Origin of the sequence: Streptomyces sp. NPDC006193 (assembly GCF_040613915.1) — a bacterium.
In the GTDB taxonomy this organism is placed as follows: domain Bacteria; phylum Actinomycetota; class Actinomycetes; order Streptomycetales; family Streptomycetaceae; genus Streptomyces.
Genome location: NZ_JBEXTB010000036.1, coordinates 46,930 through 70,414, shown reverse-complemented (window position 1 = coordinate 70,414; position 23,485 = coordinate 46,930). Strand labels below are relative to the sequence as shown.

20 protein-coding genes, 1 tRNA gene and 1 pseudogene are annotated in these 23,485 nt (G+C 73.9%); 9 read left to right on the top strand and 13 right to left on the bottom strand.

The window, feature by feature from the left end; translation table 11 throughout:
- Window positions 1-655: 655 nt before the first annotated feature.
- From ABZ261_RS26125 to map, 5 genes are all read left to right on the top strand, one after another.
- Window positions 656-1,477 carry an ABC transporter permease gene (locus ABZ261_RS26125; protein ID WP_356863200.1) on the top strand — a complete coding sequence of 274 codons (822 nt, stop codon included), beginning with the start codon at window positions 656-658 and terminating at the stop codon, window positions 1,475-1,477.
- Window positions 1,478-1,560: 83 nt separating this feature from the next.
- The gene (locus tag ABZ261_RS26120; RefSeq protein WP_356863188.1) at window positions 1,561-2,613 is read left to right on the top strand and encodes an ABC transporter substrate-binding protein; all 1,053 of its coding nucleotides are present in this window, start codon (window positions 1,561-1,563) and stop codon (window positions 2,611-2,613) included.
- Window positions 2,600-3,418, top strand: a complete 819-nt coding sequence (locus tag ABZ261_RS26115) for an ABC transporter ATP-binding protein (RefSeq protein ID WP_356863186.1) — start codon at window positions 2,600-2,602, stop codon at window positions 3,416-3,418. The genes ABZ261_RS26120 and ABZ261_RS26115 overlap by 14 nt, the downstream gene beginning before the upstream one ends.
- A 30-nt stretch (window positions 3,419-3,448) precedes the next feature.
- Window positions 3,449-4,333, top strand: coding sequence for a TauD/TfdA family dioxygenase (locus tag ABZ261_RS26110; protein ID WP_356863184.1), 885 nt, complete (start codon window positions 3,449-3,451; stop codon window positions 4,331-4,333).
- Between the two features lie 186 nt (window positions 4,334-4,519).
- Window positions 4,520-5,287: a type I methionyl aminopeptidase gene (map, locus tag ABZ261_RS26105; RefSeq protein WP_356863182.1), complete on the top strand. Its 768-nt coding sequence runs from the start codon at window positions 4,520-4,522 to the stop codon at window positions 5,285-5,287.
- Window positions 5,288-5,342: 55 nt separating this feature from the next.
- Here map and ABZ261_RS26100 read toward each other — a convergent pair whose 3' ends face one another.
- The 5 genes from ABZ261_RS26100 to selD form a co-directional block, all read right to left on the bottom strand.
- Complete coding sequence (locus ABZ261_RS26100; protein WP_356863180.1) at window positions 5,343-5,585, bottom strand: acyl carrier protein; 243 nt, start codon at window positions 5,583-5,585, stop codon at window positions 5,343-5,345.
- Window positions 5,586-5,636: 51 nt separating this feature from the next.
- A complete protein-coding gene (gene nrfD, locus ABZ261_RS26095) occupies window positions 5,637-6,665 on the bottom strand; it encodes an NrfD/PsrC family molybdoenzyme membrane anchor subunit (RefSeq protein WP_356863178.1) in 1,029 nt (342 codons plus the stop codon).
- Window positions 6,662-7,699: a 4Fe-4S dicluster domain-containing protein gene (locus ABZ261_RS26090; protein ID WP_356863176.1), complete on the bottom strand. Its 1,038-nt coding sequence runs from the start codon at window positions 7,697-7,699 to the stop codon at window positions 6,662-6,664. The genes nrfD and ABZ261_RS26090 overlap by 4 nt, the downstream gene beginning before the upstream one ends.
- A complete protein-coding gene (fdh, locus tag ABZ261_RS26085) occupies window positions 7,696-11,094 on the bottom strand; it encodes a formate dehydrogenase (RefSeq protein WP_356863174.1) in 3,399 nt (1,132 codons plus the stop codon). Before fdh ends, ABZ261_RS26090 begins: the two co-directional genes overlap by 4 nt.
- A gap of 133 nt (window positions 11,095-11,227) precedes the next feature.
- Window positions 11,228-12,253, bottom strand: a complete 1,026-nt coding sequence (gene selD / locus ABZ261_RS26080; RefSeq protein WP_356863172.1) for a selenide, water dikinase SelD — start codon at window positions 12,251-12,253, stop codon at window positions 11,228-11,230.
- Between the two features lie 155 nt (window positions 12,254-12,408).
- On the opposite strand from selD, the gene ABZ261_RS26075 reads away from it, so the two are divergent.
- Window positions 12,409-12,501, top strand: a tRNA-Sec gene (locus tag ABZ261_RS26075).
- Window positions 12,502-12,542: 41 nt separating this feature from the next.
- On the opposite strand, the pseudogene ABZ261_RS26070 reads toward ABZ261_RS26075, so the two are convergent.
- From ABZ261_RS26070 to ABZ261_RS26060, 3 genes and pseudogenes are all read right to left on the bottom strand, one after another.
- Window positions 12,543-14,327, bottom strand: a pseudogene (locus tag ABZ261_RS26070) (SelB C-terminal domain-containing protein); the annotation flags it as partial.
- A gap of 5 nt (window positions 14,328-14,332) precedes the next feature.
- A complete protein-coding gene (selA, locus tag ABZ261_RS26065) occupies window positions 14,333-15,685 on the bottom strand; it encodes an L-seryl-tRNA(Sec) selenium transferase (protein ID WP_356863170.1) in 1,353 nt (450 codons plus the stop codon).
- A 178-nt stretch (window positions 15,686-15,863) separates the two neighbouring features.
- Window positions 15,864-17,003 (bottom strand): glutathione-independent formaldehyde dehydrogenase, encoded by a 1,140-nt coding sequence (locus ABZ261_RS26060; RefSeq protein WP_356863168.1) that lies wholly within the window; start codon window positions 17,001-17,003, stop codon window positions 15,864-15,866.
- Between the two features lie 210 nt (window positions 17,004-17,213).
- Here ABZ261_RS26060 and ABZ261_RS26055 point away from each other — a divergent pair, with 210 nt between their 5' ends.
- The 3 genes from ABZ261_RS26055 (at window position 17,214) to ABZ261_RS26045 (ending at window position 19,544) form a co-directional block, all read left to right on the top strand.
- Entirely contained in the window at window positions 17,214-17,405 is a 192-nt protein-coding gene (locus ABZ261_RS26055; protein ID WP_356863166.1) for a hypothetical protein, read from the top strand.
- Between the two features lie 425 nt (window positions 17,406-17,830).
- Window positions 17,831-18,601 (top strand): class I SAM-dependent methyltransferase, encoded by a 771-nt coding sequence (locus ABZ261_RS26050; protein ID WP_356863164.1) that lies wholly within the window; start codon window positions 17,831-17,833, stop codon window positions 18,599-18,601.
- Between the two features lie 43 nt (window positions 18,602-18,644).
- Window positions 18,645-19,544, top strand: coding sequence for an NAD-dependent protein deacetylase (locus ABZ261_RS26045; protein ID WP_356863162.1), 900 nt, complete (start codon window positions 18,645-18,647; stop codon window positions 19,542-19,544).
- 44 nt (window positions 19,545-19,588) lie between these two features.
- Here ABZ261_RS26045 and ABZ261_RS26040 read toward each other — a convergent pair whose 3' ends face one another.
- The 5 genes from ABZ261_RS26040 to ABZ261_RS26020 form a co-directional block, all read right to left on the bottom strand.
- Window positions 19,589-20,023 (bottom strand): DUF2332 family protein, encoded by a 435-nt coding sequence (locus ABZ261_RS26040; RefSeq protein WP_356863198.1) that lies wholly within the window; start codon window positions 20,021-20,023, stop codon window positions 19,589-19,591.
- Between the two features lie 29 nt (window positions 20,024-20,052).
- Entirely contained in the window at window positions 20,053-20,265 is a 213-nt protein-coding gene (locus ABZ261_RS26035; RefSeq protein ID WP_356863160.1) for a hypothetical protein, read from the bottom strand.
- Between the two features lie 155 nt (window positions 20,266-20,420).
- Window positions 20,421-20,582 (bottom strand): hypothetical protein, encoded by a 162-nt coding sequence (locus ABZ261_RS26030; protein ID WP_356863158.1) that lies wholly within the window; start codon window positions 20,580-20,582, stop codon window positions 20,421-20,423.
- 128 nt (window positions 20,583-20,710) lie between these two features.
- Window positions 20,711-22,543, bottom strand: coding sequence for a CocE/NonD family hydrolase (locus tag ABZ261_RS26025; RefSeq protein WP_356863156.1), 1,833 nt, complete (start codon window positions 22,541-22,543; stop codon window positions 20,711-20,713).
- Window positions 22,544-22,919: 376 nt separating this feature from the next.
- Window positions 22,920-23,291 (bottom strand): peptidase inhibitor family I36 protein, encoded by a 372-nt coding sequence (locus tag ABZ261_RS26020; RefSeq protein ID WP_356863154.1) that lies wholly within the window; start codon window positions 23,289-23,291, stop codon window positions 22,920-22,922.
- Window positions 23,292-23,485: the final 194 nt, after the last annotated feature.

Here is a 23,485-nt window from a genome sequence, read left to right as displayed (position 1 = left end):
CATTCCCACCGCCACGCCTGATCCCGCGGCCACCCCACCCCGAACGGCTCCTCGCCCCACCCGGCGAGGAGCCGTCGCGCTGTCCGGCGCGCCGTTCCGGCCGGCCGCCGGGCACATGCGCGGAGGCGGTGCGGTCCCTTCGCGAGGGCGCGCCCGAGCGGCACCGCGCCGCATGAGGGACAGGGGCCGTCGGCGCCGCCCCGGGCGGAGAGCGGCGGCGCCGGTGCGGGACGGCGGGGCCGGCGCCTGGACCGGCCGGACCGCGGCGGCGACAGAAACGGTGGACAGATCGTCCCAGTAAGTGGACGCCTCCTGGTGCGCGGCCCGGGCTGCCTGTAGAAAAGGGTCATGAACTCCGAGCTCTTGGTGCGACGCCTGGTCATCGACCTGTGCCGACGCCCGGGCTCGTGTTGTCGTTGACAGCGCTTCTCTGACGCGCCCCGTCGTCCGGTGATGCCACCCGGCGGGGATCGGTGACGCACCCCGGCGCAGGGTGCCTTCGCTTCGCTTCCGCTTCGTCCAGCATCGCTCTCGCCCGGGGCCGGCCGCCCTGTCAGCCGACGACGGCTGCTCATGTCCCGGCGCCCCTTGGAGGACGCCCATGTCCACAACGTCTCGTCCGTTCGCACCCGATGCCCCGACGGCGCCCACCGGCGTGCCGTCCGGAGGCCGCCTGCCGGCGGGGAGGGCATGGGCGCGCGTGCGCCATGTCGCGCTGCCGTTGGGCTCGTTGCTGGTGTTCCTCGCCCTGTGGCAGGCGCTGGCGGCGAGCGGGACATGGAGCGAGACGCTGGTTCCGCCGCCGGCCAAGGTGTGGGACGCGTTCGTCACCGTGTCCACCACGCACGACGGCGTACGGGGCTACAACGGCACCACCCTGGTCGAGCACTTGGGCATCAGCCTGCGCCGCATCGCGATCGGAGCCGGACTGGGCATCGCACTCGGAGTGTTGTTCGGGCTGCTCATGGGGACGGTCGGCTGGTTGCGCTCACTGTTCGAGCCCTGGATCACCTTCCTGCGGACGCTGCCGCCGCTGGCGTACTTCTCGCTGCTCGTGATCTGGCTGGGCATCAACGAGGAGCCGAAGGTCACCCTGCTGGCGGTCGCGGCGTTCCCGCCCGTGGCGGTCTCCACCACCACGGCCGTCGCGGCAGTCCCCGAGAGCCTGGTCGAGGCGGCGCGGGCACTGGGCGGGTCGCGGTGGGACGTCGTGCGGGACGTCGTCGTGCCGTCCGCCCTGCCGGAGACGCTCACCGGGGTCCGCCTCGCCGTCGGTGTGGCCTACTCCTCCCTCGTCGCCGCCGAGTTGGTCAACGGCCTGCCCGGTATCGGCGGCATGGTGAAGGACGCCGCCAACTACAACAACACCCCTGTCGTGCTCGTCGGCATCATCGCCATCGGCGTCTCCGGACTGATCATCGACGGCCTGCTGCTGCGGCTGGAACGCGCGGTCGTCCCCTGGCGCGGTCGCGCATAGACCCCCGCTCCCCCGCTCCCCCACTCCCGGCTCTCCGCTCTCCACTGCCCCATTTCTCTCCTGTGCACAGAAACGGTTCCGCCATGTCCCGTGTTGCCCAAGGCCCGTCCCGCCGCCTGCTCCTCGCCGGCACCCTGGCCGCCGTCTCCGCGGCCGTCACCGGCTGCTCCGCGGGCGGTGAGGCCGCCGCGTCCGGCGGTTCCAGAAGGCTGCGCATCGGCTACTTCGCCTTCCCCAGCGGCGACTTGATCGTGAAGAGGAAGAGGCTGCTGGAGAAGGCACTGCCCGACTACAAGATCACTTGGATCAAGTTCGACTCCGGCGCCAGCGTCAACCAGGCCTTCATCGGCAAGTCCCTCGACATCGCCGCGCTCGGCTCCAGCCCGTTCGCGCGCGGGGTGTCCGGCAGCTCGCCGATCCCGTACAAGGTGGCGTGGATCCTCGACGTCGCCGGGGAGAACGAGGCCCTGGTGGTGCGCAAGGGCGCCGGTGTGTCCGACGTCGCCGGGCTGAAGGGCAGGACGATCGGCACGCCGTTCGCCTCCACCTCGCACTACAGTCTGCTCGCCGCGCTGGAGAGGGCCGGGCTGACAGCGTCCGACGTCAAGCTCGTCGACCTGCAGCCGCAGGCCATCCTCGCCGCCTGGCAGCGCGGCGACATCGACGCCGCCTACGTGTGGCTGCCGACCCTGGACGAACTGCGCAGGAGCGGCACCCAGCTCACGAGCAGCAAGCAGATCGGCACAGCCGGCAAGCCGACCCTCGACCTCGCCGTCGTCTCGGACGACCTGATCGCCAGGGACCCCGGGGCCATCGACGCCTGGCGCAAGGCGGAGGCCGAAGCCCTGCGCCTGCTCAGATCCGACCCCGACGGCTCGGTCGAGGCCGTCGCCGCCGAACTCGGCATCAGCGCCGCGGACGCCAGGGCCCAGCTGAAGCAGGGCGTGTACCTCACCCCGGAGCAGGTGGCGTCGGGCGACTGGCTGGGCACCGACGGCAGCCCGGGCAAGCTGCTCTCCTACATCACCGACACCGGGCGGTTCCTGGCCGGCCAGAAGCAGATAGACGCGGCGCCGTCCGAGGACGTCGTCCGCAAGGCCCTGTACCTGAAGGGACTGTCCGATGCCGTCAAGTGAACTCACCGGCCGCCGTGACGAGGTGGACTCCGCGCGCGCCGGCTCCGTCCGCCTCGACCGCGTCACCCACCGGTACGGACGGGGCGGCGAGGCGTTCACCGCCGTGGGCCCGGTCGACCTGACCGTGCCGGCCGGGCAGTTCCTGGTCCTGGTCGGCGCCTCCGGCTGCGGCAAGAGCACCCTGCTGCGGCTGATCGCCGGGTTCGAGCGGCCGACCGAGGGCTCGGTGCGGGTCGGCGGGGCCGAGCCGCGGCCCGGCGGGACGGCCGGCGTGGTGTTCCAGACGCCGCGGCTGCTGCCGTGGCGGACCGTGCGCGGCAACATCGACCTGGCGCTGCGGTACGCGGGGGTGGACCGCGCGCAGTGGCCCGGCCGCCGCGCTGAGCTGCTGGCCCGCGTCGGACTCGAGGGGACGGAGGAGCGGCGCGTCTGGGAGATCTCCGGCGGCCAGCAGCAGCGCGTCGCCATCGCCCGGGCGCTCGCCGCCGAGAACCCGCTGCTGCTGCTCGACGAGCCGTTCGCCGCGCTGGACGCGTTGACGCGGGAACGGCTCCAGGAGGACGTCCGGCGGGTGACCGACCGGACCGGACGGACCACGGTGTTCGTGACGCACTCGGCGGACGAGGCGGTCTTCCTCGGTTCCCGCATCGTCGTGCTGACCAGGAGCCCGGGAACCGTGGCCCTGGACCTGCCGATCACTCTGCCCCGCGGCGACGTCGACGCGGAGGAACTGCGCGGCTCCCGGGAGTTCGCCGAGCTGCGCGCACAGGTCTCCCACGCCGTCAAGGCCGCCGCGGCGGCCTGACACCCGTACCACCCGAAAGGACATACACAGGTGAGCATTCTCAGCGAGCGGTCCGCCCCGGCGACGCTGCCGGTCACCGCGCTCGGCCCGCACTTCGGCGCCGAGATCGACGGCATCGACCTCGGCCGCCTCGACGACGACCAGGTCCTCGCCCTGCGCGAGGCGCTCGTCAGGTACAAGGTGCTGTTCGTGCGCGGCCAGCACGGCCTCGACGACGCCGCGCAGATCGACCTCGGCAGGCGCCTGGGCGAGGTCACCGTGGGGCATCCCGTCCACGACTCCGGTGACGTGGCCCCCGAGGTGTACTCCCTGGACAGCCAGGACAACGGGTTCGCCGACGTGTGGCACACGGATGTGACGTTCGTGCGCAGGCCGCCGGCGATCTCCGTGCTGCGGGCCGTGGTGCTGCCGCCGAACGGCGGCGACACCAGCTGGGCCGACAGCCAGCTCGCCTACGAGTCGCTGTCGCCGGGCCTGCGCGCCTACGTGGACACGCTGACCGCCGTCCACGACGGCAGCCGAGAGTTCGGCTACTACCTGGCCCAGCGCCGGCAGGGCCGCGGCAACCTGTGGGAGGGCGAGGTGTTCACCGAGCTGACGCCGGTGGAGCACCCGGTGGTGCGGGTGCACCCCGAGAGCGGCCGCAAGGGCCTGTTCGTGAACCCCGGCTTCACCTCGCACATCCTGGGCGTCTCGGAGTACGAGAGCCGGGGCCTCCTCGACATCCTGTACGCCCACCTCACCAAGCCCGAGCACGTGGTGCGGCACCGCTGGCGGCCGGGTGACGTCGCGCTGTGGGACAACCGCAGCACCGCCCACTACGCCAACCGCGACTACGGCGGCGAGCACCGCGTCATGCACCGCATCACGCTGCGCGGGGACGTCCCCGTCGGCCCCGCCGCCTCGGCCCGCTGACCCCCCCGTTACCCGACGGCGCGCGCCGGGTGACGCCGGACCCTCCGGGGCAGGCCCTCCCCCACCCCCGTGCGGGAGGCCTGCCCCGTCGTCCTCGCCCGGGAGTCCTGGCCGGAGCCACGCCGAGACCGTGATACTAATACCGGTATAAGTATTGGATCGACGTGCTGCGGGGAGACCGAGGACATGGTGGAGATCAAGACCGATGCCGCATTGGAGGCGATGCGGGAGGCCGGACGCGTGGTGGCCCGCGCCCTGGCCGCGGTCCGCGAGGCGGCCGGCGTGGGGGTTTCCCTGCGCGAACTGGACGAGGCGGCCCGGGCGGTGCTGGCCGAGGCCGGTGCCCGCTCCCCTTTCCTGGGATACCGGCCGTCCTTCGCGCCGGTCGCCTTCCCGGCCGTGATCTGCACCTCCGTCAACGACGCCGTGTCGCACGGCATCCCCACGGGCTACCGGCTGCGCGACGGCGACCTGGTGAGCGTCGACTGCGGCGCCCAGCTCGACGGCTGGACCGGTGACGCGGCCGTCACCTTCACCGTGGGGACACCGCGCCCCGGCGACCTCGATCTGATCGACGCCACCCGGCAGGCCCTGGACGCCGGCATCGCCGCCGCGCGGGTGGGCGGCCGCGTCGGCGACATCTCCCACGCCATCGACACCGTCGCCCGCACGGCGGGCTGCGGCATGCCCGCCGACTTCGGGGGGCACGGCATCGGCCGCCGCATGCACGAGGACCCGCACGTCCCCAACCGGGGCCGCCCCGGCCGCGGCTTCCCCCTCCGCCACGGCCTGGTCCTCGCCATCGAGCCCATGCTGATGGCGGGCGGGCGGGACGACTACCGCACCGATGCCGACGGCTGGACGCTGCGCACCACCGACGGCAGCAGGGCCGCCCACTTCGAGCACACCGTCGCCGTCACGGACCGGGGCCCCCGCATCCTGACCCTGCCCTGAGGTCCGCCCGGTGGCCCCGGATCCGGTGCCTGCCCCCGTGCCCGGCACGGCGCCCTCAGGTGACGGCCGGGCCCGCCTCCTCGGTGCCGGACAGCTGGGCCAGGAACTGGTGGCAGCGCTTGGCGCGTTCCGAGTCCTGTTCCATGACCGAGCGGAAGAAGTCGGCGATCTCCTTCTTGTTCGCGTTCTCCGCGTCGCGCACGTACTGGCCGTAGTCGTGCCCGGCCTTCAGTGAGTGGTACTGCACGGAGATGAGGTCGTACACGATGTCGCTGAAACCGGTCTCACCCGTGGCCATGAGCCCTCCCGAGCTGTGTGGGGTGTGCTGTGCGGGCCGGGTTTCACCGCTTCAGCGGCCCAAACCGCGCCCGGGAGCCGTATCGAGGCGGGCGCGCTGGGGGACCACGACGTAGGCGGGGTCCTCCGTCGAGGCGACGCCGCCCGCGAAGGTGCCGAACCGCTGCAGGACACTGCCGGTGAGCAGGGCGAGTCCGGCCGCGGCGGCGGCCGCGCGGCTGCGGCGGGCGGCGGTCGCCGCGGTGACCGCCCCGCCGAGGGTGAGGCGTTCCGCGGCCCGGCGCAGGCGGTGGGCGCGGCCCCTGCTGTAGGCCTGGGTCTCCAGGCCGGGCCGGTGTTCGATCGACCGGGCGGCGGCGAGTTCCGCCGCCGCGCCCACGGCCGCGAGACGCCGGGCGGGGCCCGCCTCGGTCATGGGGGTGAGCAGCATGCCCAGGCCCGCGCCGCTCGCGGCGGCGGAACCGGCGAAGAGGAAGGGCAGTTCCCGGCGGGCCTCGTGCCAGGCCGGTACGGCCGTCTGGGAGAGCAGCACCGCCGTGTAGGACGCGAGGGCGGGGGCGAAGGCGGCGGCCCACAGCCCGCCCGGACGGCCCGCCCGGTGCAGCAGGCGGCCGGGCCGGGTGGCGCGCCAGGAGGGGGGCAGCAGCTCGGCCGCGGCGGCCAGGCCGCTGCCGGGCCCGTAGGCGACGAGGATCCAGGTGCCGACGGACATGGGCGAGGTCGGTTTGACCACCCGCAGCATGTGGTGGAAGCGTTCCGGGCGGCCCAGGTCGGCGATCAGCAGGAAGGTGCTGGCGAGCAGGGCGGCGAAGCCGCCCAGGCGGCCGGTGCGGCGCAGGGCCGGCCGGCCGGTCAGGTCGGCGCCGGCCGCCAGCAGGGCGGAGCCGGCCGACAGACCGCCGGTGAACAGGTAGGCGGGGACCTCCCACTCCCACACGGGCTTCTTCAGCACGGGCCGGCCGTAGTAGGAGCGGAAGCCGGCCGCGGGGGCGGCCGTCTCCCGGTGGCGGCGGCCGCGGCCCGGGGCGGAGGCGCCCGCGCCGCTGTGCGGCTCGCGCGGCGGTGCGTCGTCGTCGCTCATCGGCGGACCTTCCCGTCCGGCGTGACGAACACGGCGGCGGCCGCCGCCAGCAGGGCCGATGCGGCCAGGGAGGCGTACTTCCACATCGACGGCAGGTCGCGGGTGGGGACCACGGGGTCCGGTGGCAGCCCGTACACCTCGGGTTCGTCGAGCAGGAGGAAGAAGGCTCCGTCGCCGCCCACGCCGTCGCCGGGGTCGCGGCCGTACAGGCGCGCCTCCTCGACGCCGGCCTCGTGCAGCTGCTGCAGTCGCCGGTCGGCGCGCTCGCGCAGCTCGTCGAGCGGTCCGAACTGGATGGAGTCGGTGGGGCAGGCCTTGGCGCAGGCCGGTTCCAGGCCGCCGCGCAGGCGGTCGTAGCACAGGGTGCACTTCCAGGCGCGGCCGTCGCCGGGCCGCCGGTCGATGACGCCGTAGGGGCAGCCGGAGACGCAGTAGCCGCAGCCGTTGCAGATGTCGGGCTGCACCACGACGCTGCCGAACTCGGTGCGGAACAGTGCTCCGGTGGGGCAGACGTCGAGGCAGCCGGCGTGGGTGCAGTGCTTGCACACGTCGGACGACATCAGCCAGCGGAAGTCGGTCCGGGTCTCGGCGCCGGTGGCGGCGCCGGGCAGGTCGAAGGAGGGGAACGGCAGGTCGACGGGGGCGGCGCCCTGTCCGCCGCCGCGGGCCGCCTCGTCCGGCGTCCCGGTGGCGCGCCCGGTGTCCGCCCCGGTGGTGTGCCCGGTGCGGGAGGGGCCGGTGGGCAGGCCGGCCGGGCCCGCGTCCTGCACGCCCGGCGGGCGGTCCTGCTCGATGAAGGCGACGTGGCGCCAGGCGTCGGCGCCCAGCGCGCCGGTGTTGTCGAAGGACATGCCCAGCAGGTCGAGGCCGGCCCCGGGCACGTCGTTCCACTCCTTGCAGGCCACCTCGCACGCCTTGCAGCCGATGCAGACGGACGTGTCCGTGAAGAAGCCGACCCGGGGCGGGTGCTCGCGGTGTCCGGCGTCCCCGGCGGGGTCCGCGAGAGGCCCGTACAGGCTGTGCTGGTCGGTCATGGGGCATCCTCCGGCCGGTCGTCCGGTGGTTCGGTGTGGTGGGGGTCGCGGCCGTCGTCGCCCGCCGGGGGCGGACCGTCCGGTTCGCCGTGGGCCGGTCCGCGGTCGGGGCCCGCCGTCATGACGCGGGTGCCGGTGAGGGGTGTGATCCCGGCCCGGCGGCGGTAGTCCTGGACGTACTCCAGCAGGGCCTGTCCGCGCGGCCGCCGCCCGGGGCGGATGTCGCAGGTCAGCACCTTGCTCTCCTGGATCAGCACATTGGGCTCGGCCACCACCCCGATGAGGTCGTTGACGACGTCCCCCCGGGTGAGCCCGGCGTGGCCCCAGTGGTAGGGCATCCAGACCTGGTGGACGACACGGTCCTGGACGCGCAGCGGCGCGAGCCGGTCGGTGACGACGACGCGGGCCTCCACCGCGGTGCGGCTGGTGATCACGTGGGCCCACTCCAGGTGGCGCAGCCCGCGCTCGGCCGCCAGCTCCGGCGACACCTCCACGAACAGCTCCGGCTGCAGCTCCGCCAGGTGGGGCAGCTGGCGGCTCATGCCGCCCGCGGTGTGGTGCTCGGTCAGCCGGGCCGCCGTGAAGACGAAGGGGAACACCTCGCCGTGCGCCTCGGGCGGGGCCGGGTTGGAGGGGTTGTCGCGGCGTCCGTAGACCTTGCGGGTGGGGTTGGCCTGCTGCCCGTACAGGAGGTTGGGCACGGGTGACTCGTGCGGCTCGTAGTGGGTGGGCAGGGGGCCGTCGGTGAGGCCGGACGGGGCGAACAGCCATGCCTTGCCGTCGGCCATCATGATGAACGCGTCGTCGCCGCTCAGCGCGTCCGGGCCGGACGCGCCCGCGGGGGGCCGGTAGCCGGGCGGCTTGTGCTTCTCGAAGTCGGGGATGTCGTGGCCGGTCCACTCCTGCCTCTCCTCGTCCCACCAGACGAGGGCCTTGCGCTCGCTCCAGGGCCGCCCCCGCGGGTCGGCCGAGGCGCGGTTGTACAGCACGCGCCGGTTCAGCGGCCAGGTCCAGCCCCATTCGGCGTCGTACGGGCCCTGCTCCCGGCGGGGCCTGCGGCGCCGGGCCTGGTTGACCTCGTCGGCGTACACGCCGCTGTAGATCCAGCAGCCGCAGGCGGTGCTGCCGTCGGCCTTCAGCTCGGTGTATCCGCCGACGGCCCGCCCGGTGGTCAGGTCGATGCCGTTGATGCGGCGCAGCACGTCCGCCGCGGACGGCTCGTCGCCGTCGGTCGCGTAGTCCCAGGCGAGGTCGAGCACGGGCCGGTCGCGTGCGTCGGTGGAGCCGGCCAGCTTCTGCCGCACCAGCCGGCCGAGGTGGTAGAAGAACCACAGCTCCGAGCGCTGGTCGCCGCGCGGTTCGACGGCCTGGTCCCGCCACTGCAGCATGCGCTGGGTCTGGGTGAAGGTGCCGGCCTTCTCCACGTGCGAGGCGGCGGGGAAGAAGAACACCTCGGTGCGGCAGCGCTCGGTGACGATCTCCCCGGTCTCGGTCTCCGGGGCGTCCTTCCAGAAGGTGGCGCTCTCGATCATGTTCAGGTCGCGGACGACGAGCCAGTCGAGGTTGGCCATGCCCAGGCGCTGCAGCCGCCCGTGCGCGGAGCCCACGGCCGGGTTCTGGCCCAGCAGGAAGTAGCCGTGGACCTTGCCGTCCACCATGTCCATCGCGGTGCGGTAGGTGCCGTGGTCGCCGTCGATGCGGGGCAGGTGGTCGAAGCACCAGTCGTTCTGCGCGGTGGCCGCCTGGCCCCAGTACTCCTTCAGCAGCGAGACCGTGTAGGCGTCGGCGTTGCCCCAGAAGCCCTTCTGGCCGGGGCGGCGGACGCCGTCCAGGTAGGCGGCCAGGTCCTCGTGCGAGGTGTCGGGCATCGGCAGGTAGCCGGGCAGCAGGTTGAACAGGGTCGGGATGTCCGTCGAGCCCTGGATGGAGGCGTGCCCGCGCAGCGCGTACACGCCGCCGCCGGGCCGGCCGATGTTGCCGAGCAGAAGCTGGATGATCGAGCCGGCGCGGATGTACTGGGCGCCGGTGGAGTGCTGCGTCCAGCCGACGCTGTACACCAGGGCCGCGGTGCGCTCGCGGCCGGAGTTCTCCGTCCAGGCCCGGCACACCTCCGCGAACGCGTCCTGGGGGACTCCGCAGATCCGCTCGACCATCTCCGGTGTGTAGCGGGCGAAGTGCCGCTTGAGCACCTGGTACACGCACCGCGGGTGCTCCAGCGTCGGGTCGGCGGCGATGTCGCCGGCGCCGCCCTCGACGGCCGGGCCGCCGGCGCCGTGCTGGTAGGGAGCGGCCTGCTCCTTCCCCCGGCGCCCCGGTCCCTCCTGCGCCTCGGTGCTCTCGTACGCCCAGCTGGAGGGGTCGTAGGAGGCGGTGTGCGGGTCGTAGCCGCTGAACAGGCCGTCGAGGTCCTCGGTGTCCCGGTAGCGCTCGCTCAGCAGGAACGGCGCGTTGGTGTACGCCGTGACGTACTCCCGGAAGTCCAGGCCGTGGGAGAGGATGTGGTTGATCACTCCGCCCAGGAAGGCGATGTCCGTGCCGACGCGCAGCGGGACGTGCCGGTCGGCGAGCGCGCTGGTGCGGGTGAAGCGCGGGTCGATGTGGAAGACCTTCGTGCCGCGCGCCTTGGCCTCCATCACCCACTGGAACGCGACCGGGTGCGCCTCGGCCATGTTGGAGCCCATGATGACGATGCAGTCGGCGTTGACCAGGTCCTGCTGGTAGTCGGTGGCGCCGCCGCGTCCGAACGAGGCTCCCAGACCGGGAACCGTGGCGGAGTGTCAAATACGCGCCTGGTTCTCGATCTGGATCGCGCCGAGCGCCGTGAACAGCTTTTTGATCAGGTAGTTCTCCTCGTTGTCCAGCGTCGCGCCGCCCAGGCCGGCGAATCCCAGGGTGCGGCGCAGCGGGCGGCCGGAGGCGTCGGTGTCCTGCCAGCCGCGGCGGCGGGCGTCCAGCACCCGGTCGGCCACCATGTCCATCGCCGTGTCGAGGTCCAGGTCCTGCCAGTCGGTGGCGTACGGCGGCCGGTAGCGCACCTTCTGCTCGCGCTGGGGCCCGGTGACGAGCTGCTTGCTGGCGGAGCCCTTCGGGCACAGTCGGCCGCGCGAGATGGGGCTGTCCGGGTTGCCCTCGATCTGGACGACGCGCTCGTCCTCGACGTAGACGCGCTGGGCGCAGCCCACCGCGCAGTAGGGGCACACCGAGTCCACGACCCGGTCGGCGCGGGCGGTGCGGGGACTAAGGCGGGCCGAGCGCGGCGACCGGGCCGCCGTGCCGCGGCCGAGCCGGTCGGCTCCGGTGAGCTGCCGGTACACCGGCCAGCCTTCGAGCCACCGGGTCAGGGCGCGTCCGCCTGCCCCCGGGTCCCGTCTGCTGCTGCGCTGGTTGCGGCCCATACGCCCGCTCCTTCGTACGGCGGCGCGTTCCCTTCCGACGCTACGCGCGCGGGGGCCGCCCGCAAGCCGACGGCAGGCGGTCCGGGGCACGCGCCGGAATCCGCCGGGGGGGCGGCTGGTCCGGGGACGGGTCTCACCGGAGGATGACGGAGTGCTCGCCCCTGGGCACCAGCTCGCCGACGACGGGCGCGCCCGGTACCCGGCCGGCCACCAGGAGCCCGCCGGAGGTCTGGGCGTCGGCCAGGAGCAGCCGGGTGCCGGCGTCGGTGTCACCGAAGTCGGTGAACGGCGCGACCCACGCCAGGTTGCGCCGGGTGCCGCCGCTCACGTATCCGTCGCGTACCGCCTCCCGGGCCCCGTCGAGGTAGGGCACGGCGGCGGTGTCGACCACGGCGGTCACCCCGGAGGCCCGCGCCAGCTTGTGCAGGTGGCCGAGGAAGCCGAAGCCGGTGACGTCGGTGGCGCATCTCGCCCCGGCCTGCAGAGCGGCTTCGCAGGCGTCGCGGTTGAGGGCTGCCATGGTGGCCACCGCCTGTTCGAACCGCTCGCCGGTGGCCTTGTGCCGGTTGTTGAGGACGCCGAGGCCGAGCGGCTTGGTGAGCGACAGGGGCGTGCCCGGCCGGCCGGCGTCGTTGCGCAGCAGCCGTGCGGGGTCCGCGAGGCCGGTGACGGCCATGCCGTACTTGGGTTCCGGATCGTCCACGCTGTGCCCGCCGCCCACATGGCAGCCGGCCTGGGCGGCGACGTCGAGGCCGCCGCGCAGCACCTCCCGCGCGAGGTCGAGCGGCAGCACGTCGCGGGGCCAGCACAGGAGGTTGACGGCGAGGACGGGGCGGCCGCCCATCGCGTACACGTCGGACAGCGCGTTGGCGGCGGCGATGCGGCCCCAGTCGTAGGGGTCGTCGACGACGGGGGTGAAGAAGTCGGCGGTGGAGATCACCGCCCGGGCCGGGGCGCCGTCTCGTGCGGGCAGGGTGACCACGGCCGCGTCGTCGCCGGTGGCCGGCCCGACCATGAGGCGGATGTCGCTCGCCCCGGTCACGGACCGGGACAGGGGGCCGAGCATGTCCTCCAGCTCGCCGGGCGGGATCTTGCAGGCGCAGCCGCCTCCGTGGGCGAAGTGGGTCAGGCGGAGCGGGGTGGGGCGTGTGGTGGTCATGTCCGGGCTCCTGGATCGGCGGGCGGGTGGGAGGCACGAGGGGCGGCCGGGCGGCCTCGGTGCGGCCGCCCCGGAGAGCGGCCTCGTCGGCGTGCCGGCCGGGGCCGGCACGGGCGGGTGGGGGCCGGTGGGGTCCGATAGCCTGGACCGGCGAGGGAGGCGTGTGGGTGCCTGGTGGCCCTCCCGGTCTTCAAAACCGAGGTGCCCGGGGATCCCGGGCAGGCGGGTTCGATTCCCGTCCGCCTCCGCCGTCGGCCCCGCCGTCGGCCCGGCAGCGCCGGCGCAGGCCGTCCACGCGTTCGGTGTATCCGCGGGCGTCCAGGTGCTCCAGCAGCGGCACGGCCACCCGGCGTGTGGTGTCCAGCGCCCGGCGGGCTTCGCTCAGTGTGAACGGCTGCGGGATGCGGCGCAGGACGTCGGCGGCCCGGGCGTCCGCCTCCGGCAGCAGCACGATGCCGTCGCCGACCCGCAGCAGCGCACCGGCCGCGACCGCAGCGGCCAGCGCCTTGCGGGTGAGCCCCAGCTCGGCCAGACGGTCGGCTTCCGGTGCCCGGAACGGGGCCTGCGCCAGCTCCCGCCGCACGGTGGCGACGGCGGCCCGGACCGGCGGCGGGAGCGCGGGGGCGGTGTGCGCGGGGCCGTACAACCGGCCCTTGGCGTGGTGCAGTTCTTCCGCGCCCGGAGTCCGGGCGAGCGCGTCGACCAGTGCCCGGTCGGGCAGGCCGAGCAGCCGCCTGGCCGCCTCCGTGGGCAGTCCCGGATCCAGCGGGTGACCGGCCGCGTGCCGTTCCACCTCGGCGGCCAGGCGGCTGCGCAGCGCCGCCCAGTGGCCGGGATCGGCCAGCCAGTCGCCGGTGACGGGCGGGCCGGGGGCGGGCACGCCCATCGCCTCCAGCGCCGAGCGGCGCACGAGTTTGCGCCGCCGCAGTTCCGCCGCGCCGTCCGGGCGGCCGGCGGTGTCGGCCAGCTCGGCCGCCCTGGCCCGGGCGGCTCCGCGCCGGTTCAGCTGCGGCGGGCGCACGTCCAGGACGCTCACCCCGCACGGCGCGCGCCGCCCGCCCGGCTCCCGCAGCACCGCGCGGTCCCCCACGCGCAGCGGCAGCGCGCGTGACAGGGTCAGCCGGGCCGTGTCCGCGCCCAGCGGCCGGAGGGTGACCGGCACCGCGGCGGTGCCGATGTGCAGGGTCACCGTCCGGGGCAGGTCCCGGGCCGGAGCGCCGGTGAGACGGACGTCGACGGTCCGGGTGAGCAGCCAGCGGCCGGGGGTCAGCAGCACCTGGCCCCGGCCGAGCAGCCCGCCGGCCGCGCCGTGCACGTTCACCGCCACCCGCGCGACCCCGCTGGCCTGCGTCCGCTCCTGGTGCAGGCACTGCAGGCCCCGCACCCGCAGCGCGGTCCTGCCGTCCCCCGTCACCAGCCGGTCACCGACGCGGACGGTGCCCGCGCCCAGGGTGCCCGTGACGACCGTCCCGTGGCCGCGCACGGTGAAGGCGCGGTCCAGCCACAGCCGTACGTCCGCGTCGGCGGCGGGGGTGGGCAGCGAGCGGGCCAGCCGGGCCAGTTCCGCGCGGAGTTCACCGAGTCCGGCACCGGTCACGGCGCTCACCGCGACCGACGGGACCGCGCCGAGGGAGGTCGCGGCCAGGCGTCGTGCCGCGTCCGTCCGCACGGGTCCGGGGTCGGCGAGATCACTGCGGGTCACCGCCAGCACGGCGTGCCGCACCCCCAGCGCGTGCACGATGTCCGCATGCTCCTGCGACTGCGGTTGCCAGCCCTGATCGGCGGCCACCACGAACAGGACGGCGGGCACGGGGCCGACACCGGCCAGCATGGTCGCGACGAACCGTTCGTGACCGGGCACGTCCACGAACGCGAGCTCCTCCCCGTCCGGGCCGCCCGCCCCAGCCCGCTCCTCCCCCGGCTCCGGTTCGAGCCGGGTCCACACGAACCCCAGATCCAGGGTCAGCCCCCGTCTGCGCTCCTCCTCCAACCGGTCCGGTTCCATCCCGGTCAGCGCCCGCACCAGTGCGGACTTGCCGTGGTCGACGTGCCCGGCTGTGGCCAGAACCTGCATGACGCCTACTTCCCGGCGGCCGCGGCCGACCGCACCGCCTCGGCCAGCCGCTCGTCGTCCTGTGCCGGCACCGCCCGCAGGTCCAGCAGGCACCGCCCCGCCTCCAGGCGTCCCACGACGGGGACCGGCCCGGTGCGCAGCGCGGCGGCGTACCACTCGGGCAGCGACAGCGCGGCGCTGGGCAGCGTCACGCCGGGCGCTCCGCCGCCGCCCACCGCCGCGGCGCTCTCGACGGCCCGCACCTCGACGCCGGCCGCGCCCAGCGAGGAGGCCAGCCGCCGCGCCCGGCGGCGCAGGCACACCGGATCGGCGGCCAGCGCCTCACCGGTGGGGGTGTCGGGGCCGCGCAGCGTCGCCTCCAGCGCGGCCAGCGTCAGCTTGTCCACCCGCACGGCGCGGGCGAGGGGATGCCGGGACACGGCACGGACCAGGTCCGCCGCGCCCAGCAGCAGCCCGCACTGCGGCCCGCCCAGCAGCTTGTCGCCGCTGGCGGTGACCAGGGACGCCCCGGCCCTCAGCTGGGTCTCGGCGTCGGGCTCGTCGGGCAGCAGCGGATGCGGGCCCAGCAGTCCGGAGCCGATGTCGACGACGACGGGGACGCCCAGCGCCGCGAGCTCGCCGACGCCCGCGGCCCGGGTGAAGCCCGTGATCAGGAAGTTCGAGGGGTGCACCTTCAGCACGAACGCCGTCTCCGGGCCGACGGCCGCGGCGTAGTCCGCGACGGTCGTGCGGTTGGTGGTGCCCACCTCCCGCAGCCGGGCGCCGGTGGAGGCCAGCAGGTCCGGCAGACGGAAGCCGTCCCCGATCTCCACCATCTCCCCGCGGCTGATGACGATCTCCCGGCCGGCCGCGGCAGCGGCGGCCGCCAGGGCGAGCGCGGCCGCGCCGTTGTTGACGACGTGCGCCGCCGCGGCCGACGGCACCCGGTCCCGCAGTGCGGCGAGCACGGTGCGGCCCCGGCGGGCCCGCTCCCCGGTGCCCAGGTCCAGCTCGACGTCGGTGGGCCCGGCCGCCGCCAGCACCGCCTGCCGGGCCGCCGCCGACAGCGCGGCCCGCCCCAGATTGGTGTGCAGCACGACTCCCGTGGCGTTGATCACCGGACGCAGCCCGCCCGCCGTCCGCGGCAGCAGAGCGACCGCGGTGTCGGCCACGTCCTCGGGCGGGACCGCGCCCGCACGCGCCCGCTCCTGCGCCTGCCGGACCGCCGCCTTCACCCCGTCCCACCCCAGCCGGCCGGCGGCCTCCACCAGACGGGGATCGCGCAGCACCGCGTCGGTGCGGGGGATGCGACGCCTGCGGTCCGGTCGCCGGTCCGCGGGCTGCGCCCCGCTGATGCCGGTGGTGACCCGATGATCCATGCGCCCCTCCGGTGGCGTCGCGCCCGGCCGTCGCGTCCCCGGGACCGTCGTCGTCCCCCCACGCCTCCGGCCCGCGGCGGGACACGCCGGAGGCGAGGGCCGGCGCCGGCCGGCCCGCTGCGGCGTGCCGTGGGGCCGCTGCACGGAGCGGCCCCACGGCACCGGGAACGGCACGAGGTCAGGCTTGCGGGTGCAGCACGACCTTCGTGTAGCCCTCGATCCGCTTGTCGAACTTCTCGTACGCCGACGGCGCCTGCTCCAGCGGCAGCTCGTGCGACACGACGAAGCTGGGCGTCGCACGGCCCTCGATGATCAGGTCCCGCAGCTGGCGGTTGTACCGCTTGACGTTGCACTGGCCGGTGCCCATCCGCAGTCCCTTCTCGAAGAGACGGCCGACCGACACGACCAGCATCCCCTGCTTGGCCTGCTCATCGGGCCCGCCGGGATCGCGCGGCACGTACAGGCCGGGCACGCCGAGGGCGCCCGTCGGCCGGACCGTCTCGACGAGCTGGTTCAGCACGGTCGCCGGTTCCTCGCGGTCCTCGCCGTGGGCCTGTGCCTGGTAGCCGACGGCGTCGATGCCCTTGTCCGTGCCTTCGCCCCCGGTCTGCTCCATGATCTGCTCCACCGCGCTGCCCTCGGTGAAGTTGATCGGCACGGCGCCGATCTCCTCCGCCTTCTGCAGGCGTTCCGCCACCCGGTCCACCACGAACACCTTGCTGGCGCCGCGCAGCATCGCCGAGTAGGCCGCCATCAGGCCGACCGGACCGCCGCCGTAGACGGCGACGCTCTCACCGGGGCGTACGTCGGCCAGTTCGTTGCCGTGGTAGCCGGTCGGGAAGATGTCGGCGAGCAGGACGAAGTCGGTCTCCTTCTCGGTGCCCTCGGGAAGCTTCAGGCAGTTGAAGTCGGCGTAGGGCACCCGTACGTACTCGGCCTGACCGCCCACATAGGGCCCCATCGCGACGTAGCCGTAGGCGCCGCCGGCGAAGCCCGGATTCACCGTCACGCAGAAGCCCGTGAGACCGGCCGTGCAGTTCTTGCAGAAGCCGCAGGCCACGTTGAAGGGCATGACGACCCGGTCACCGTTCTTGAGGGAGGTCACGCCGTCGCCGGTCTCCTCGATGACGCCGAGGTTCTCGTGGCCGAAGACGATGCCCGGCTCGGCGGCGGTGCGTCCCTCGTACATGTGCAGGTCCGAGCCGCATATGGCGGTGGACGTGACGCGGACGATCACGTCGTTCGGGTGCTGGATCCGGGGATCTTCCACTTGCTCGACCGCTACTTCGAACGGTCCCTTGTATACGACGGCCCTCATCGTCGAGCACCTCCATCGTGTGCTTGTTCGCTCACGCCCGTAACGGCGGTCCGGGGCCGTCGCGTCCGAGAGGGGAAGGCGGTCCCGGCCCGCAGCTCGACCGGTTCTATGTGCTACGCCTCACACTCTCCAGACTGGTACACGATGAGACGATTTGCACGGGAGAAACTGCAATAACCCAGTTTGTGTCCGCGGGAAGGATCCAGAACCTTGTCACGACGTCTCGGCACCCTGCTCGTCCCTGTCTCGGGCCTGTCCGGCACCACGTATCCGGAAGGCACACGCGTGTCCATCCGCGGGACCGGCGGCTCCGTCGACGGGTTCGTCGACGGAGACTGGCTCCCGCTCGCCTGGTGGGAGTTCGCCGACATCCACCAGGAAGACACCGCCGACCCCGTGTAGAGCCGACCTCGGCCCCGGCCGGAAGCACGCCGACGATCTCACCGGCGGGGCACCGCGGGAGCCGGCCCGCCAGGTGCTCGCGCGCGCCCGCAGCGGGACGTGCGCCGCATGACCGTGGAGTGGAGCCGGCCGCCAGCCACCGCCCTCGGGCGCCGTGGCGTGCACCGGGCGGTAGGAGCCGGCCGCCGACGCCCCTTCCGGTCGCCCGCAGCGGTGTCTGCGTCCCGCAGGGCCGCACGGCAGGACGTCGGCGTGAACGGCGGGAGCGTGCGCCGGACCGCGCCCCTTCGCCTCGGTGCGCCCCGCCTCGACGTCCACCGACGCGTGCCGCTCACCCGGCGGGCGGCCCGCCCGTGCCACCGTCGCAGGTCGACGGGTCGTCGGCGGCGGGCGGGCAAGCCGCTCGGAGCAGCAGGAGCGCGGGAGTGGAACCTCAGAGGGCCGAGGCAGCGGGAACCCTGCGGACGGAGGAGGACGCCTACCGGCAAGCCCTGTGCCGGTTCCTCGCCGGCACGGACGAGAAGACCACCACCCACGCCTACCTGGAAGACGTCGTGCAGGGACTGCCCGCCCGGCGGGTGTTCCTGGACGTGGGCCCCGCCGACGGCACCACGACACGCCACCTCGCCCCCCGCTTCGAGCGGACCGTCTGCATCGAGCCGAGCGAGCCGATGCGGCGCGCCCTGGCGCGGACCTGCCCAGACGCCGACGTGGTCGCCGAACCGGTCCAACAGGCGAGGATCGACGCGCAGGCCGATCTCGCCCTGCTGTCCCACGTGCTGTACTACGTCCCCCGCGCGCAGTGGGCGGCGACGGTGGCGCGGATCATGACGTGGCTGGCGCCAGGAGGCGTCCTGGTCGTCCTGCTCCAGAATCCCGACGAGGCCTGCATGCGCATGGTGCACCACTTCACGGGCCTCCGCTTCGACCTGCGGGAACTGGCCGACGAACTGGCCGCGCTCCCGCCCGAGCTGGTCGGCGGGACCGAACTGGACGTCGTGCCGGCCCGGTACCGCAGCCGCGACCTGCGCGAGATGCTCGCGGTCGCCGACTTCCTCCTCAGCGTCCCCGGCGGCCCGTCCCCCGCTCGGGAAGCGGTCGAGGCCTACGTGCAGCAGCACCTGCGCGACGGCGACGGCGGATACGTGATGCGGCACGACCAGCATGCGCTGCGCGTGAACCGCCCCAGTCCATGACGGAGCGCCCCGGCCGCCGGCACCTCTTCCGTACCCTGGCGGCATGCGCATGCGCCCCACCTTGAGCTGGACCCCTCCGGCGGACCTGCCGCCGGGCAGCACGGACCTCGAGCCGGTCGCCGACGCGCTGAGCACCGGCGGTGTGCTGGTGCTCAGCGGGGCGGGCATCTCCACGGAGTCGGGCATCCCCGACTACCGGGGCGAGGGCGGGAGCCTGCGCCGGCACACCCCGATGACCTACCAGGAGTTCACCGCCGGCGCCCAGGCCCGGCGCCGGTACTGGGCGCGCAGCCATCTGGGCTGGCGCTCCTTCGGGCGCGCCCGCCCCAACGCCGGGCACCGGGCGGTGGCCGCGTTCGGGCGGCGGGGCCTGCTCTCGGGTGTGATCACGCAGAACGTCGACGGCCTGCACCAGGCCGCCGGCAGCGAGGACGTCGTGGAACTGCACGGCAGCCTGGACCGGGTGGTCTGCCTCACCTGCGGCGCCGTCAGCCCGCGCCGCGAGCTCGCCCAGCGGCTGGAGGAGGCCAATCCCGGCTACGCGCCGGTGGCCGCGGGCATCAATCCGGACGGCGACGCCGACCTCACCGACGAGCAGGTCGGGGACTTCCGCGTGGTGCCCTGCGCGGTCTGCGGCGGCATCCTCAAACCGGACGTGGTGTTCTTCGGCGAGAACGTTCCGCCGCAGCGGGTCGAGCGCTGCCGCGAGCTGGTGCGTGAGGCGGCCTCGCTGCTCGTCCTGGGAACCTCGCTGACGGTGATGTCCGGGCTGCGGTTCGTCCGGCAGGCGGCCCAGGAGGGCAAACCGGTGCTGATCGTCAACCGGGACCCGACCCGCGGCGACCGGCACGCCCGCACGCGGGTCGCCCTCCCGCTGGGCACCGCCCTCACCGCGGTGGCCGGCCGGCTGGGCATCCCGCTCGACGACCGGGCGGCGGACTGAGGCCGCCGTCGGCTGCCGGCAGGACGCTCGTCCCGTGGGCGGCCTCACTTCCCGCGGGATGCGCTCGGGCGGGAGTCCGCGAGCCACGCCAGCGGGCGGCCCCCCGACCAGCAGCGGCCCAGGGCCTCGGCGCGCAAGCCGGCCCGCCGAGCACCGCCGGACCGATGACGTGGCCCGAGGCGCGGCGATCGCCGGGTGCCGGTATCGCCGGCGCGCCTGCGACCGCCTCCGCCGACACCCACGCCACCGCCCGGCCGGCCGCCGCCTCTTCGAGGCGGTGCGGGAAGCGTAGGCGGTCCGGTCCTCCTGCGGGACCGCGACAGCGCCCACGTCGTGGTGACGACGGGCAACAGCGCGTCCGCGGGCACACGGGCGAAGGCTTGCGGCAGCGCCTCGACGGAGTCGCCCTTCAGCGACAGCGCACGAGCCGCCGCTGCCAAGGCCGTCTCCGCTTCGAGCCGCGCGGCCCGCTCCGGCAACAACGAGTGGGGCGATTCAGGCGGCGGGGTCAGAGGACGCCCGAGGCGGGGTTGGGGAGCTCTACCAGGTTGGTGCCGAGGGCGCCCGCGTCGATCGCGGAGTTGACGTGAGCGGTCACGGCGCCCCTCAGGACGTCGGCGTCGACCTCGGCATGGGCGGGCGTGCCCGCCGCCGCGCCCGCCAGGGCCAGCAGGGCCGTGGCGGCCGCGGTCGCCAGGGTGCGGTGGACGGTGCGCTGCATCGCCTGTCTCCTCGCGCGTGGGGGTGCGGGACAGGTGCTTACCCGGCACGGGGAAGGCGCACGCGGCCGCTGCGCCGTCCGGCGCAACCACCCCGCCCGTACGCCCGCCCCCGCGCCCCGGTCACCGCTGACCACCAGCCCCGCCTCGGGCCGCCTCAGTTGCCGGTGGTCCGATCCCCGAACAGGTCGATGTTGATAATGTTGAGGCCGATGCCCCCTCTGTCCGGGTCGGGCTGGGCCGCGGTGAGTCCGGCGGCGCCGGTCACCAAGGCGGCGGTCAGGGCGACGACAACTGCGGCGGCACGAACAGTACGCATCACTGCGCTCCCATCATGATCAGGCCTACGGCGCCTTCGTCCGGCACCGACTGGGCGGCTTTCCCACCAGTAAGGACCGACCTCGGCCGTCATGCCACCGGACCTCACCCTCGACGTGCGCGCCCGGATCAGCCGAGGGGCAGTGTCAGGTAGGCGCCGCCGTCCGGGGCGGTGATCGTCGTGGTGCTGCTCTCGACGCTCGCGTCCGAGTAGAGCGGGTCCTTGCTGGTGAGGACCAGCATCAACCGGTGGTCCTGGCCCAGGTCGTACCCTGCGGCCTGCAGCGTCCAGGTGGCGCTGTGTTCCTGGCCGGGGGTCAGGTCGGCGAGGGTCAGGGGCTCGTGGGTGATGAGGCGGGCCGTGTCGTCAGGGGCGAGGTCGAACAGGTACGCCACCAGCGTCGTGGACCGGGCGGAACTGCGCACGGCAAGGGTGAGTTCGGGGATGCCGCGGATCCGGCGGGCCGCGCCGCCCTGACCGTCCGCCGCGATCGGGGCGCTGCTCCAGACCGCGAGGTTCTGCCGGTCGAACTTGTCGGTGATGTAGGTCTTCGGGGTGCCGTTCCACTCGGCCTGCCCGGTGGTGACGATGGCGTCCACCGCGGTGGCCTCCGTGAGCATCCCGGCCGTGAACGACCGTTCCCAGCCCGTCTCCGGGTCGGTGGTCAGAGCGCCGTCGCGGTCGTCCGACGGATTCGCCGCCAGGTACCACCGCTCTGTGGAGGTGGTGACGTCCTCCCATGACCGGCTGGACTCGCGGGCGGCCGGTGTGACGATCTCGTCCTTGCCGGTCTGCGGATCGGTCCGGGTCTCGTACGTGAACATGATCTGGCTGGAGACCGGGGACCAGGCGGGGACGTCGTTGTCGACGCCGCGCACATGGTGGTCCAGCCAGGCGAACGCCTCCTCGACCGGCTGGTTCGGCCCGCTGAACGGGATCGTCAGACCGGCGCCCTCGGGCGCGGCATGGTCGCCGATCCACAGGTTGAGCCGCTTGGGCACGGTCAGGGCACGGAAGTGCTCGATGAGCTGGTTGGCCGCGAACAGCGTCTCGTGCCACGCGTTGGAGAGGAGCGTGGGGATCTCGCGGGCGTTGGTCTTGTCGGCGTACGCGGACGGCGCCCGCTTCTTGCCCCACTCCACCACGGCGTCGAGGTTCCGGCCGGCCTGGAAATCCGCCAGGATCTGCCGGGTGGCCGCGTCGAATTTCCGCTCGACCGGACCGCCGGTGAAGTTGATCAGGGCGGTCACCGCCGCCAGGTGCCGGGTGTCGTGCTGGAAGAGACTGGCGGCCAGGTCGCCCCAGGTGCTCAGGGCCACGACCGCGTCCACGCGCCCTTCCCGGTCGTGAGCCGCGACCAGCTGGCTGATGCCCGAACCGTACGACTCGCCCAGGAAGGCGATGCCGCTGGGACCGAAGTGGCGCTGGGCGTAGTCGATGACGGTCGAGCCGTCGGCCCAGTCCGCGGGTCCGGCCACGTCGATCGTGCCCCCGGAAGTGAACGGCCCGTCGACGTAGCCCTTGCCCGGGACGGGCATCGTCAGGCCGATGCCACGGGGCGTGTAGCCCAGCACGTGGTAGCCGCGCAGCGCCAGCCGGAGGTACGTGTACTCGAACAGAGCCCAGCCGAGAGGCGTCCAGCCCGAGGGCACGATGACCACGGGGCGGGGCTCGTCGCCCTTGAGCCTGATCGTGTGCGCCGAAAGCTGCACGCCGTCTGCGGCGGTGATGCGGGGGAAGCCGATGATCGCCCTCTGCCGCACCTCCTCCGTCAGCGCCTGCAGGTCGGGCGGCAGCACCGGCTGCTCGGCCGTGCCGTCCAGTGTCGCGATCAGCGCTTCGGCGAAGTGGCCGGCCGCCGGGTCGAGCGACGTGGACGAGGTGTAGATGCCGTGCTGGGCGATCCGGCTCAGTTGTGCTGCCGTGAAGATGCTGACCCCGTCGTTGTGCGGCTGGCTCACGGAAATCCGTCCTCTCCTCACCGACCGCACCCGCGGCACGACCGGTACGTACCATCTGTCGGGATTTCCGACACTTGCTGATCCTTTCCTTCACCGCAGCATCGGCATAGGGCGCGCGGAAGCACGATGACCACCCGGGTGAGAGCCGGGCGCTCCCCGCGCGCCACCGATCCCTGCTGCTCGGCGTGCGCCCCGAGGAAGCGGGTGACTTCTGGAGCGGGCGCGTGGACCCTGCAGGGACCAGCGCGCGGCCCGGCCGGGTGAGCCGCCGCCGGAACGGCACGCCGGCGACCCGTGCAGGTGCTACGGCGGTCCGGGCACACGCGGGGGCGACACCTCCGGCGAGGCGCCGCCCTTGCGTTCGGTCAGCCGTCGGTCAGCAGACCCAGGTGTTGGACTTGATGTAGTGCGACGCGCTGTCGGAGGTCTTGTAGCCCCTCGGGACGATGCCGCTGGAGCCGCTGTAGTTCTTCGCCGAGTACCACTTGAAGTCGCAGGAAGCGCCGTGGTTGTACCACGACTTGAAGGACTGGAAGACCGAGTACTGGGTCAGGTCGGCGTTGGTCCCGGCGACCTGCTGCCTGTGTCCGGTGTAGTTCTGCCCGGACCAGACGCAGAAGTAGCCCGACGGACAGTCCGCCGCCGACTGCGGGCCGGTCTGCGCCGCCCCGGCGGTGCCCGCGCCTCCTGCCAGCAGACCGCCGGTCAGCGCGATGCCGCCGACCACGGCCGCGAATGCACTGGTCATGCGCATGCTGTTCCCCCTGTATGCCGCTCGGCCCGCCGCACGTCGGCCGGCCGATCCACCACGAGACTGTCGGGCACAGAACGGCAACCGCCACCCTTTCCACAGAAATGACGCATTCCAGACCATCGGGTGGCCGACCGCGCGCCGTGCGCGTGTCCGTCGGATAAGCAGCGCGGTGGCGGGTAGAACGGCTA